This is a genomic window from Isosphaeraceae bacterium EP7, assembly GCA_038400315.1.
Classification (GTDB): Bacteria; Planctomycetota; Planctomycetia; order Isosphaerales; family Isosphaeraceae; genus EP7.
Window position 1 is genome coordinate 3,575,292 of record CP151667.1, and the last position, 13,119, is coordinate 3,588,410.

At 68.4% G+C, this 13,119-nt stretch carries 10 protein-coding genes; 1 reads left to right on the top strand and 9 read right to left on the bottom strand.

Annotated features, from left to right (window positions below; translation table 11 throughout):
- Positions 1-69 precede the first annotated feature (69 nt).
- From gap to EP7_RS13845, 5 genes are all read right to left on the bottom strand, one after another.
- A complete protein-coding gene (gap, locus tag EP7_RS13825) occupies positions 70-1,077 on the bottom strand; it encodes a type I glyceraldehyde-3-phosphate dehydrogenase (RefSeq protein ID WP_463521611.1) in 1,008 nt (335 codons plus the stop codon).
- Between the two features lie 164 nt (positions 1,078-1,241).
- Positions 1,242-2,462, bottom strand: a complete 1,221-nt coding sequence (locus tag EP7_RS13830; protein ID WP_463521613.1) for a hypothetical protein — start codon at positions 2,460-2,462, stop codon at positions 1,242-1,244.
- A 312-nt stretch (positions 2,463-2,774) separates the two neighbouring features.
- On the bottom strand, positions 2,775-3,212 hold the full coding sequence (locus tag EP7_RS13835; RefSeq protein ID WP_463521615.1) for an FHA domain-containing protein: 438 nt from the start codon (positions 3,210-3,212) through the stop codon (positions 2,775-2,777).
- Positions 3,188-3,799, bottom strand: coding sequence for an FHA domain-containing protein (locus EP7_RS13840; RefSeq protein ID WP_463521617.1), 612 nt, complete (start codon positions 3,797-3,799; stop codon positions 3,188-3,190). The genes EP7_RS13835 and EP7_RS13840 overlap by 25 nt, the downstream gene beginning before the upstream one ends.
- Positions 3,800-4,030: 231 nt before the next feature.
- Complete coding sequence (locus EP7_RS13845; protein WP_463521619.1) at positions 4,031-5,062, bottom strand: NAD-dependent epimerase/dehydratase family protein; 1,032 nt, start codon at positions 5,060-5,062, stop codon at positions 4,031-4,033.
- 302 nt (positions 5,063-5,364) lie between these two features.
- On the opposite strand from EP7_RS13845, the gene EP7_RS13850 reads away from it, so the two are divergent.
- Entirely contained in the window at positions 5,365-6,906 is a 1,542-nt protein-coding gene (locus EP7_RS13850; RefSeq protein WP_463528422.1) for a sulfatase family protein, read from the top strand.
- 2 nt (positions 6,907-6,908) lie between these two features.
- Here EP7_RS13850 and EP7_RS13855 read toward each other — a convergent pair whose 3' ends face one another.
- The 4 genes from EP7_RS13855 to EP7_RS13870 all read right to left on the bottom strand — a co-directional run bounded on the left by EP7_RS13855 (position 6,909) and on the right by EP7_RS13870 (position 12,817).
- Complete coding sequence (locus EP7_RS13855) at positions 6,909-8,987, bottom strand: glycosyltransferase family 39 protein (protein ID WP_463521621.1); 2,079 nt, start codon at positions 8,985-8,987, stop codon at positions 6,909-6,911.
- A gap of 55 nt (positions 8,988-9,042) precedes the next feature.
- Positions 9,043-10,620: a UxaA family hydrolase gene (locus tag EP7_RS13860; RefSeq protein WP_463521623.1), complete on the bottom strand. Its 1,578-nt coding sequence runs from the start codon at positions 10,618-10,620 to the stop codon at positions 9,043-9,045.
- A gap of 272 nt (positions 10,621-10,892) precedes the next feature.
- Positions 10,893-11,450, bottom strand: coding sequence for a GNAT family N-acetyltransferase (locus tag EP7_RS13865; protein WP_463521625.1), 558 nt, complete (start codon positions 11,448-11,450; stop codon positions 10,893-10,895).
- A 140-nt stretch (positions 11,451-11,590) separates the two neighbouring features.
- A complete protein-coding gene (locus tag EP7_RS13870) occupies positions 11,591-12,817 on the bottom strand; it encodes a PQQ-dependent sugar dehydrogenase (protein WP_463521627.1) in 1,227 nt (408 codons plus the stop codon).
- Positions 12,818-13,119: the final 302 nt, after the last annotated feature.

Consider the following 13,119-nt stretch of genomic DNA (forward strand, 5'->3'; position numbering starts at 1 on the left):
AGGTGAGTTGGGCGGGGCCGCCCCGCGTATGGATGCGGGGCGGCCCGATTCGGATCGATCCGTGCCGGATCAGCTGAGCTTGGCGAGCATCGTGATCAGCTCGGCGGTGCGGTTGGAGTAGCCCCACTCGTTGTCGTACCAGCTGATGGTCTTGACGAGGTTGCCCTGCATCACCTGCGTCCAGTCGGCCATGAAGATGGACGAGTGGGGGTTGCCGATGATGTCGCTGGAGACCAGCGGGTCGGTGGCGTACTCGAGGATCCCCTTGAGGGGTCCGTCGGCGGCGGCCTTCATGGCGGCGTTGACCTCTTCCTTGGTCACGTCGCGGGCGAGGACCGAGGTCAGGTCGGTGATGCTTCCGTCCGGCACGGGGACGCGCAGCGAGTAGCCGGAGAGCTTGCCGTTGAGGTCGGGGATGACCTCGCCGACGGCCTTGGCAGCGCCGGTGGTGGACGGGATGATGTTGATGGCCGCGGCCCGGGCGCGGTAGGGGTCGCTGTGCACCTGGTCGGCCACGCGCTGGTCATTGGTGTAGGCGTGACAGGTGGTCATCAGGCCCTTGACGATGCCGAACGACTCGTGCAGGACCTTGGCCATGGGGGCAAGGCAGTTGGTGGTGCACGAGGCGTTGGAGATGATCCGGTCGCTGGCCTTGAGGATGCCTTCGTTGACGCCCAGCACGATCGTGGCGTCGAGCTTGTCCTTGGCCGGGGCGCTCAGGATCACGCGGTCGGCGCCGGCGGTGATGTGCTTCTGCAGCGACGCCTTGTCGGTGAAGAAGCCGGTCGACTCGAGGGCGACCTGGCAGTTCAGGGCCTTCCAGGGGAGGTTCGCCGGGTCGCGCTCGGTGGTGATCTTGATCGTCTTGCCGTTGACGATCAGGGCGTTCTCGCCGACCTCGACGGTGCCGTCGAACCGGCCGTGCACGCTGTCGTACTTCAGCAGCAGGGCCAGGTGCTTGGCGTCCGAGAGGTCATTGATGGCGACGATTTCATAGTCTTGAGGCCTGGCCGCCATGACGCGGAAAACCAAGCGACCGATCCGACCAAATCCGTTGATCCCGACGCGAACCGCCATCTTGTCCGGCTCCTGCCCAGAGAGAGAATGCATAGGGGACGTGCAAGCTGGCCCCGGATGCCCCGCAAGGGGGCGCCCGGGGCCGCGCATTGGTCCTAGAGCCGGATTATAGGAAGGGGCCCGACGGCCTGTCAACGCGCGGAGGCGTGCCGGTCGGCGGCGGGTCAGGCCTTGGGCTCGGCCTTCTCGTCGGCCTTGGGGGCCGGGGCTGCGTCCGGTGCGGGCGCCTCGGGCGTGGCATCGGGCTTGGGGGCGGCGATCGCGGCGGGGGTGCCGTCGGGCGCCGTCGCGGGACGACGGGGGCCGTCGAAGTTCATGTCACGGAAGAAGTTCGGCGCACGACGACGGACCTGGGGGGCGGCGACGGACGGCGTGCCCGCGTCGGCCTGGGCCGTGTCATCCTTGGGGGCGCCAATGACTCGGTCGCGATAGCCGAGCAGGATCGGGTGGAGCTGCGTGTAGACCTCGCGATGGCGGGGCGTGGTGGCCGGCCCGAATCGCAGGTTATAGGCGTGCATGAAGGCCAGCAGGTTGCCGAGGTTCGTGTCCTTCACCGACTCGAGCTCGCCGAGGATCTTGTCGATCGCAGGGCGCTGGATCATCCGGCTCATGCCGGCGAGGGCCTGCAAGTAGTCGCGGGCCTCGGACAGCGCGAGCTTGTCTTCGGGCGGGTTCTTGGCGAACCTGGCCCGCATCCGAGCCACCGGTTCGCGCACGGCGGCGGCCGTCTGGGGAGAGACCGTCTCGCCGTCCTTGGTCTGCTCGAGCGCCTCGTCCATGGCCTTGCGGTAGGCCTTGCGGTCGGCGGCGTACTCGTCTCCGGCCAGCGCGGCGGGCCAGGCGTCGTCGCTGGTCAGGTCGCCGAGGCTGACGACCACGGCCTGCGCGGCGCTCTGGAAGGGGACGTCCTTGATGAGCGCCGCGGGGATCGGGGAGGTCCCCTCACTCTTGCTCCCCTTCTTGGCCGAACCGACCTGGTCGAGCAGGGCGTTCAGGGCCGAGCCGCTTTCAATATCCGTGGAATCGGGGTCGGAAAGCAGCTTGCGTTGGCGGGCCTCGTACCCGTCCTTGGTCCGCTGCTTGTCGCGGGTCTGACGTAGGTACGACTTGCGGTCGAGTTCCCGCTGGGCCTCGTAGAGAAACTGGTTCCAACGCATGACCGCGTCGGCCTCGATGGATTCGGCCTGGGCGGTGTTCAGGTTATAGACCCCTTCGCCTTCGGCGAAATAGCCGAGGCCGCGGGCAAAATCGCCCTGACCGGTGGACGACCAGCCGCCCCAGCCGGGGCTGCCGCCATATCCGCCGACGAGCTGGGCCTGGGCGTCCGCGGCCCCTGCGGCCAGGGCGACGCCAAGGGCGAGCGCCGGTCCGAGGTTTCGAAGCATGGGGGAAGTTCCTTCGAGGGAGGACCTTGGCCCTGGGAAGGCTCGCACGATTGAGAATGGCCCGGGCCCAGGCTGCGTTCAGTCCGATGTGTTGGACTTCAACATAAGCAAGGGCCGTGCCGCGGTGTGCAAGCCGGCGAGCCTTCCCGCCCATCGACGGGGCATTCGTTCAGGCGCCGTTCACGCATGAAGCCAGCGAACGCGCGTCATCCTCGACCGCCATCGCCGAGCAATCGACGAGTCCGCCGGACTTCGCGGGATTCTCCATCCCGACCGCTTTCACGCGTGTCCCCGCAGAGGGACGGGTTCGCTTCAATCCTCGTCGTCGAGCTCGATGAGCAGGATGTCGTCGAGGACGGTCTGCTCCAGCGGCGGCGGCGGCGGCGGCGGCTGTGGTGCGGGCTGCGGTTTCGGCGGCGGTGGAGGGGGCGCGGTCTTCCTCGCGGGGGCGGGCTCGATGATGGCCAGGTCCTCGACCCGGTAGATCCAGGGACCGATGGCGACCTCATCGCCGTGAAGCAGCTGGGCCTCTTCGACGAGGCGGCCGTTGACCCGCACTCCGTTGCGGCTGCCCAGGTCGCGGATCAAGGTGCGATCATAGGCCAGGGCCAGGCAGCAGTGGCGCCGCGAGACCTTGGGAGAGTCGATCCGGACGTCGCAGTCGGGGTGGCGGCCGACGAGCATCACGGGGCGTTGCAGGATGACGAGGGGGGCAGGCCCCGGCGTCAGAGGGACGAGTCGGGCTGGCACGGGACCCGTTCCTCGGCCGGAGAATTGGGGAATCCCTGGTCGCCGGGCATCTGCAGGATCACCTGGATCCGGCAATGCTCGGCCATCCCGGCGGGAAGTAGCTCGCGCACCTTGGCGACGAGCTTGCTTTCTTCGAAGAACGGAGCGGCGGGCGCCGGCTCCGTCGGCGGCCGAGGCATCTCCTCGGCGTCGGGGGAGACGGGCGGGGTGGGCTCGGGCGCGAGCCGCAGCGGACTCTCGGGCGAGCTGCCCAGCGCGGCCCCGAAGGCCCGGCCGTTGCTGTCGACGAGGGTCATCTCCTGGCCGTTGGAGTCTTCCAGGCGGTAGCGATAGTGGGCGATCATCAGCTCATCGCCGGGCTTGAGTCGGCCCACTTCCAGCCGCTGGCCGTTGATCCGGATGCCGTTGGTGCTGCCCAGGTCGCGGACCAGGATCTCTTCCTTGTCGCGCGTCATGCAACAATGATGGCGCGAAACGCGGAGCGAGTCCAACCTCGCATCGCACTGGGGGTGGCGTCCCACCACGACCATCGTGCGATCCAGGGGGATATCCGGTCCATCATCCAGTGCGACCAGGCGTGCGGGCATGTCGTGGTGTCCTATGCCGTTGGGACCGACACCTTTGGGTGGAGAGATTAAACCGCCCGACGTTCCATCTTGATTATAGAGCAGGAAATGCGAGAAGGGAGGGGGCTCCCCGCCGTCATCGGGCCGGACGGTCGAGTTCGCTCCAATGATCTTCCTTTTTCTACGGAGCCGACCGTCCGTTAGGGACAGTCGAATCCGGCCATGCATGCCGGAGTGGCTCCCGGCGGCGGGTCAGGGGGCGTGCGCCCGGCTTGCCACCGGGGCCAGGGTGGCCGGGATCTGTCCCTCTTCGATCAGCCAGGCGACGGCGTCGGCCAGCGACCGCCGCACGGCCCGGGGCTCCAGGCCCAGCTCGGCCAGGCTCCTGCGTGCGTCGAAGTGCATCAGGCGGCGGGCCAGCCTCACGCCGGTGACGGTCGCCTTGGGGGGCCGCCCGCTGACCAGATTCGCCCAGGCCTCACTGGCGTGCGCCGCGGCCAGCGCCAGGGGATAAGGCACGCTCCAGCGCGGCACGGGCACGCCGGTCAGCTCGGAGAGGGTTTGCAGCAGTTCCAGGAGCGTGAGATTCTCGCCCCCCAGCAGGTACCGCCGCCCAGGCCTGCCCCGCTCCATCACCCGGACGAGCCCCTCGGCGGCGTCGCGGACGTCGACCAGATTCAGCGTGCAATCCATCCGCGCGGGGAGCCCGCCCCGGCAGAAGTCGCGGATCAGGCGGGTGGGAGGCGAAGGGCCGCGGTCGCCCGGGCCCACCGGCATGGTGGGGTTGGCCACCACCACGGGCTTGCCGGCCCGTCCACGCTCGAGCGCCTCGTTCTCGGCGAGCAGCTTCGACAGGCAGTAGGGCCCGACGGCATCGCCCAGCGAGATCGTCACGTCCTCGGCGATCGGCCCGTCATTCCTGGCCCTTGTGAGGATGCTCTCGGTGCTGGTGTGCAGGACGCGCCTCGCCCCCGCGGCCAGCGCCGCGTCGATGACGTGCACCGCCCCCAGGTGGTTCACCTCGTCGAACTCGCGGCGGTCGCGCACCCAGAGGTTGGGGTTGGCCGCCAGGTGATAGACCAGGCCCGCCCCCCGCAATGCGGCCTCGACCTGCGCGCGGTCGCGGATATCGGCCCGGACGACCTCGACGGCCTGCGGCAAGTGCGAGACGTCGGCCCCCGGCCGCTCGACGACCCGCACGCGGTCACCCCGCCCGACGAGAAGGCCGACCAGGTGACTGCCGATGAACCCGGCCCCGCCGGTCACGATGGTGAGTCCATTCATGCCGACCTAGTTACCACATCCGAGGCCCGCCGACGAGCAGGATCGGGCCCACTTTCCGACGAATTCGCCCCTCGGCGCCGGGGCTCCGCACGAATGTGGACGAAGCGGAGATCTCGGGCCCGAAATCGAGGTCCAACCTGCCCACTTGAGTCCGATGTCGTCCGGGGGGCACAATGGCCTCCAATGATGATCGGGAAGCGGATGTTTCGAGTCGAGTCAGGTCGATCGTCGCGCCTGGCCGGTGCATGCGGCCCGATGATCCGGGGGGTACGCTCTTGAGCAATCAACGCATCGACGGGGCCATGACGCGGACGACCGCCCTGTTCGCCGGACTGCTGGCCGCGCTGGGCGGCGGGGTCGAGCGTGCCGAGGGGGCCGAGGCGTCGCGGCCGAACATCGTCTTCATCTTCAGCGACGACCACGCCTATCAGGCGATCTCGGCGTATGGCGACTCCCGGAGGCTGCTGGAGACGCCCAACTTCGACCGGCTGGCGAAGGGGGGCGTCCGGTTCGACCGCTGCCTGGTGCCCAACTCGATCTGCGGGCCGAGCCGGGCGACGGTGCTGACGGGCAAATATTCCCACCTGAACGGTTTCTACAACAATAACAACAGCCGATTCGACGGCGGCCAGCCCACGTTCCCGAAGATGCTGAAGGGGGCCGGCTACCAGACGGCCCTGTTCGGCAAGTGGCACCTGGTTTCCGACCCCACCGGGTTCGACGAGTGGTTCATCCTGCCGGGGCAGGGGGCGTACTACAACCCGCCGATGATCCACAACGGAACGAAGGTCGAGCGTCACGGATACGCCACCGACCTCGTCACCGACGACGCGATCGGCTGGCTGAAGGGGCGAGACAAGACGAAGCCGTTCCTGCTGATGCTCCAGCACAAGGCCCCCCACCGAGAGTGGTCGCCCGCCCTCCGCCACCTGGGCCACGACGCCGACCGCGTCTATCCCGAGCCCGCCACCCTGTTCGACGACTACAAGGGGCGTGGCGTCGCCGAGCATGATCAGGACATGACGATCGCCAAAACCATGACCCCCCATGACCTGAAGCTCGACACCCCGGCCCGCCTCGACCCCGAGCAGCGCAAGGCCTGGGACGCCTACTACGCCCCGCGCAACGCCGAGTTCGCCAAGAAGAAGCTCGCGGGCGACGACCTGACCCGCTGGAAATATCAGCGCTACATGCACGACTATCTCGGCACCGTGAAGGCCGTCGACGAGTCGGTCGGCCGGGTGCTCGACACCTTGAACGCCGAGGGCCTCGACGACAATACGATCGTGGTGTATGCCTCGGACCAGGGGTTCTACCTGGGTGAGCACGGCTGGTTCGACAAGCGCTGGATCTTCGAAGAGTCGCTGCGAACCCCGCTCATCGTCCGCTGGCCGGGCGTGGCCAAGCAGGGCATCGCGGACGCGCACCTCGTCTCCAACGTCGACTTCGCCCAGACCTTCCTCGACGCCGCCGGCCTGCCCATCCCGGCCGACATGCAGGGCAAGAGCCTGGTCCCCCTCCTCAAGGGAGAGGCTCCCGCCGACTGGCGCAAGAGCTTCTATTACGCCTATTACGAGTACCCCCAGCCCCACCACGTCCGCCCGCACGAGGGGGTCGTCACCGACCGATACAAGCTCATCCACTTCAACGGCCCCGACCTTGAGGCCTATGAGCTCTTCGACCTGAAGACCGACCCGGCCGAGCTGAAGGACGTCCTCAACGACCCTGCGCACGCCGAGGTCGTGGCCGACCTGAAGCGCGAGCTCGCCCGCCTGCGTGCCGAGTTGAAGGTGCCCGATACGACGGACCCCAGGGCGTTCGGCAAGTCCGCGGCCCGCCGCTGAGATCAACGAACGACGGCGTACAGGTCCTGCTGCGAGCCGAATGCGGTGGGAGGCCCGAGGATTCCCTGCGCGATCAGTCGGGCGAAGACTTCGGGCTGGACGTAAGAGGTGAAGCCGTAATTGCCCGGAGATCGGTAGCGTTCGATCTCGTGCCAGTCGACGTAGACGTGGGTGATGCCCCGGTCTGCGAGGCTGGCGCGGATCGACTCCGTCGGCTGGTCGCGGGTGAGGGTCTCGAGGATCTCGGGGTTGAAGACGGTGTTGTAGACGGCCCGATGGTTCAGGTGGAAGACCGCGGCCTGGCCGACGAGCAGGGGGACGGCGCCGGGAGGCAGTTCGGCGTCGAGCCGCGCCAGCGGCGCGTTGAGGAGCCTGGGGACGCGGGTCCGGAGGTCGGTCAGGTCGGCCGTCCACTCGTTGAGGCCGGTCAGCGAGGTGGTGCACTGCACGGCGTTGCTGGCGATTCCGGCGGCCAGGATCGCGGCGAGGACCATCGTCCCGACCTTGCCGGTCAGGGCGTCGGCGCCCAGTCCGGCCAGCACGGCGAGGGTCGGCAGGATCGGCAGCCAGAAGCGGTCGAGTCGGTGCGTGAACAGCCACCACGACAGGAAAACATACGCCGCATAAGCGGACAGGGCGAGCGCGACCCGCCGGTGTCCCCGGCGCACGAACGCGAGGGGGGCCAGCGCGACGAACAGGGGGGACTGCCAGTCGGACCGGCCGGCGACATCGAGGACTGAATCCACGAAGGCACGCACCTGGATGGGCTTGGGCCCGTGCGCGGGGGCCCACTTGGCGGCCTGCTCGGCGGTCCAGTGCCGGGTGGGGAAGAGGCTCGAGGCCAGCGGATAGACGGGGTTGCCGGTGTCCATCACGTTCTTAGCCAGCCAGGGGGCCATCACCAGCCCGAAGCCGACCGCGAACCGCAGGACAATCTTCGGATCCTTGCGCCGGATCGCGTCGGCCAGGGCGACAACCGCGAACGGGACCACGGCCGAGACGAACCCGGTGTACTTGCAGGCCATCGCGCCGCCGGCCAGCAGCCCGACGAGCGTCCACCACCGCGGGCGATCCGCCGGAGCGGTCGACCAGGCGCGGCCGGCCGCGAAGGCGAGCGCCGCGTGATAGAAGCAGAGGGGCCCTTCGACGTATGGGATCACGGCGAGCCGGTAGATCCAGGGGGTCGAAAGATAGACGATTCCAGCGACCCAGCCGGCGCGTGGAGATCCCCACCGCGCGGCGGTGGCGGCTAGGATCAGGGCGGTCAGCGGGGCATACGAGGCGACGAGCAACTGGCCGGCGAGCGCCCCCCACCACCAGTCGTCCAGGGCTTCCATCCCCAGCAGGTGGAGCATCTCGACGTTGAACGGCATGCTCGTATAAACATTATGCGGCAGGAACGCGATGCGGCCCTCCAGGAAGTATTCCTTGGGCCCTTGCAGGTGATATTCGATGGCGTCGAAGTCGATCGTCGGCAGCATCGACCCCAGCGCCATGATGACCAGGAACGGCGCGGCCAGCAGCAGTGCCGCCCGAGGGGTGCGCGGGCAGGGTTCGCCGTCGGCCTGATCGCGGATCGTCAGGCGCGAGGCGATTCCGCCGGCAATCAGGGAGAACAAGGCCAACCGCACCGACCAGGGGGTGAGCAGCCCCGCGCGGCCGGTGACGAGCGTGAGGCCGCCCAGCAGGCTCGCGCCCACGCCGCCGCCCAGCGCCAGCCGTTCCTGCCGCGTCAGTTGCCCGCGCAGGCCGAGCACACGCAGGGCGAGGTGGCCCAGCGCCAGCGCCGCGCCGGCGATGGCGGCGGCGGCCAGCATCGGCGGCAGGCGCTGGGGGAGGTTCTGCCAGTGGGACAGCTCGCGGGCGGCCTGCGGGAGCAGGGCCCGGTCATTGCGGATACCCGGGACAAGGCCGGGAATCGACCGCCAGAGGAGCTGCGACCGGGTGAGGCGCGGCCCGCTGCCGCTGCCCGAGTTGGGCAGCGGCTCGGCCCAGAAATGGGCGAACCAGGCGAGTTCCAGTACGACCAGGGCGGCGAGCGCCACCCAGATCCAGACCGGGCAGCGCGGGGGCGTGCTCATCGAGGTGCCCCCGGGCGCCTGGTGCTCGATCCATCGCGGCGTGAGCGGGCGGGCATCAGAGGGTCGGGCCGATGTGCCAGGGGGAGAACTCCTCCTCGCCGATGCCGTGGGCCTCGCTCTTGGTCGCCTTGCCGCCGGCGACATCCAGGATCAACTCGAACATCCGGCGGCCGGCCGACTCGATCGGCTCGCCTTCCAGGATCGGGCCGGCATCCATGTCCATGTCGTCGGACATCCGCTCATACATGGGGGTGTTTGTGGCCACCTTCACGCAGGGGGTGGGGCGCAGGCCCAGCACGCTGCCGCGGCCGGTGGTGAAGACCAGCACGTTGGCCCCGCCGGCGACCAGGCCGGTCGTGCAGGTGGGGTCGAAGCCGGGCGTGTCCATGAAGGTCAGGCCGGGCTTGTCCACCTGCTCGGCGAAGCCGACGACGTCGACCAGCGGGGTCGAGCCCGCCTTGGCCAGCGCGCCCAACGACTTCTCGTAAATGGTCGTCAGGCCGCCGTTCTTGTTGCCCGGCGAGGGGTTGTTGTTGATCTCGGCGCCGAAAACGCCGGTGTACCACTCCCACCACTTGATCCGTTCGACCAGCTTCTCGCCCACGGCCCGGGTCACGGCGCGGCGGGTGAGGAGGTGCTCGGCGCCGTAAATCTCGGTGGTCTCGCCCAGCACGGCCGAGCCCCCTTGCGCGATGAGCATGTCGGTGGCGATGCCGAGCGCGGGGTTGGCCGTCACACCCGAGTTGCCGTCGGAGCCGCCGCATTCCAGGGCGAGGCAGATCTTCGAGGCGGGCTGCTCGGTGCGGGTCCAGCCGTTGGCCGTCGGCAGGAGCTGGCGGACGGCCTCGACGGTGGCGTCGACCGTGCGGCCGACACCTCCCTGGTCCTGGATGTTGATCATCCGCGGCGGGCCCGCCGGAGCGGCCTTCGTGTGTCCGCCGACGCCGGGACGGGCGATCAGGTGCTGGGTCTCGACGATGTGCTGGGCGAAGCTGACCTCGCAACCCAGGCCGACCAGGACATAGGCGGCCACGTTGGGATGGTTGGCGATCCCGGCGAGCACCCGTTCCAGGCTCTTGTGGTCGACGCTGTCGAATGGCAGCCCGCATCCCCCCTTGTGGGTGATGGCGAAGACGCCGTCGACATTCGGATAGTCGCGGCGGAAGTCCGACTCGCGGAAGCGGTCGGCGACGAGCCTCGACGTGCTGGCCGAGCAGTTCACCGTGCTGATCACGGCGATGTAGTTGCGAGTGCCCACGCGGCCGTCGGCCCGAAGGTAGCCGGGGAACGTGCGAGGCAGGCCGGCCGGGGGAATCGGCGGATGCTCGGTGGCGTAGGCGTAGTCGCGCTCGAACAGGTCGGCCTTGACGTTATGGACGTGGACCCAGGCGCCGGCCGGGATCGGCTTCGAGGCGAACCCGATGATCTGGCCATACTTCAGGACCGGCATCCCCTCGGGAATGTCGACCACGGCCACCTTGTGCCCCAGCGCGATCGGCTCGCGAATTTCAACGGGGTCACCCCCCGCGCCCACATCGAGCAGGAACCCCTTGGGAATCGGCCGGGCGGCGACCGCCACATTATCCACGTCCCTGAGCAGGACCCCCCGCCGCTGATCGGCCGCCGTCGCCATGCTTGAATCGTCCCTTCGCCAGACTGTTCGGGCCGCGACGAGCCCCGAGTGGCCGCCCGTCGACTCAACGGACCATCTTAGCAATCCTCGGGTTCTTCCACCACAACGCGGGCCACCGCAAACCCAGCCCGCTCCACATCCTTGATGGCCGACCCGGACGAAAATGACCGCAGAGTCGACTCTCATCACCGGGAAAACGGCGAGCTCAATCCCCTCGGGACGTCAAGGCATCAGGAATTGGAAGATCGCCAGGCCAATCTCCGTGATCGGGGCTATCGGATGGAGCGATGTCCCGGCCCCTCGTCGATTTTCAGTTCCAGAATATCGTCCAACTGATCGTCGGATCCCACCGCGAAGATCTGGGAGCCGACCCTGCGAAAGCCCCATCGCTCGTAAAATCGCCGGGCCCGATCATTGTGCTGCCACACGCCCAGCCACACGACGTCGTGGCCGGTACTCCCGGCACGGTCGAGGCAGGCGCCCATCAAAGCGGCGCCAACTCCACGCCCGGCGTGTTCGCCCAGCACGTAGAGGCGGCATAGCTCCATGGGGCGGCGTGCGGTGACGCATGCGGTCTCGCTGCATTCGCGGACCTTGGCGAAGCCGAACATCTCCCCACGCACGCCGGCGACGAGATAAGTCACGCGGGGCTCGGACATGTCGTCGCGAATGTGCGATTCGGTATACGTGGACCGGAGATAGAGGTCCATGTCCGCCGGCGGCGTCGACTTCTCGAATGTCTCCCGGAATGAGGCGTCGCCGATGTGTGCGACACGATGCGCGTCCGCGGTCGTGGCGATCCGCACTTCCACCTGCGAGCCCTCGGCCATGGCGTTGCCCTCCAAATGGTCGCGTAGTCGGCCTACCCGGGCAAGATCGCCGGTCGCCGCCGAGAAGGGTCGCGAACGTAAGCCGGCCGGGCACTCCGAGACGGGAGGCCCGGCCGGCCTGTTTGGATCTGGATTCAGGCTTACTCGGCGGCAAACTTGTAGATCTTGCCATCGAAGGACAGGACGAGGACTTCACCGGCGTGATCTTCGCCGAAGGAGGCGATCTTCAGGGGGGTGGGGCCGACCTTGATGACCTCGCCGGAGGCGGTCGCCTTGCGGTTCTTCTGGCGCAGTCCCCAGATGCGGCCGGTCTCGAAGTCTCCGTAGAGGTAGACGCCATCCAGGGCGGGGACGGCCTTGCCGCGGTAGACGTAGCCGCCGGTGATGCTCCGGCCGATGTCGATGCGGCCCTTGGCCAGGTTCAGGTCGTGGGGGTACTCGGCCAGGGGCTTGGAGACGGGGCTGGCCTTGTCGAGCTTTTGCTTGGGGCGGAAGGGGTGGAAGGACTCGTTGATGCTCCAGCCGTAGTTGCCGCCGTTCTCGATCAGGTGGACCATCTCCCACTTGTTCTGGCCCACGTCGCCGGCCCAGAGGTCGCCGGTGTTGCGGTCGAAGCTGAACTTCCAGACGTTGCGCAGGCCGATGCAATAGACCTCGGGGGCCCAGGCGGCGAACTTGCGGTCGCGGAGCTTGGGGTTGTCCTTGGGGATGCCGTAGGGCTTGCCGTCGGCGGGGTGGTCGACGTCGATCCGCAGGATCGAGCCGTAGTGGTCGGCCGGGTTCTGGCCGGTGGTGTTGGGGTCGTCGGCCGCGCCGCCGTCGCCCAGCGAGATGTACAGGAAGCCGTCGGGCCCGAACAGGATGCAGCCGCCGTTGTGGTTCTCGTAGGGGTCATCCGTCGAGACCCAGATGCGCTGCTCGCTGGCCGGGTCGGCCTTCGTCGGGTCGTCCTTGGAGACCTTGAACCGCGAGACCACGGACCGGCGCTTGTGGCCGTCCGCCGAGTCGTCGGCCGAGTAGTAGACGAAGAACTCGCCGTTCTCGGCGTATTTGGGGTGGAAGGCCAGGCCGAGCAGGCCCTCTTCGTTGCCCCGGTTCATCGGAGCGGGCAGCTGGAGGAAGAGCTGCTTGTCGGAGGTCTCCTTGTCGTCGACGAACGACCAGACCTTGGCCTGGTGCTGCTCGACAACGAACAGGCGGTCGCCGCCGCCGTCGGGGAATTCCAGCGAGACCGGCCGGTCGAAGGTCAGCTTGGGGTAGGCGACCTCGACCTTGAGCTTGGGCAGGTCGGCGGCGTTCTGGGCCATTGAGGGCGTCGTGGCCGTCGCGGAGAGGGCGATCAGGAAGAAGGCCAGGGAACGAGGCATGCAGATCCTTTCCTGGGAGACGGGGGGTTCGGCCGAGCCGGCGTGCCGGTCCCGCGGAACAAAAGAGGTGGGCAACAAGGTCCGTCCGCCCAACCGGCCGCCGATGGCCCCGAGGCCGGGGCCGGGCCGAAATGGCGGAAAGCCTGTCGGGAGAAGGTTTTCGAGGCGTGGGCCTGGCGTCCGGGTCGAAAAGGCCGGGCGTGGATCGGAGTCCGACTGCCCCGCCAGGCCCCGCGCTCCGGGGGACGTTCGCGGCAACATTGTACGTCCGCGGCAACGGGACGCCACGACCGAACGCCCCG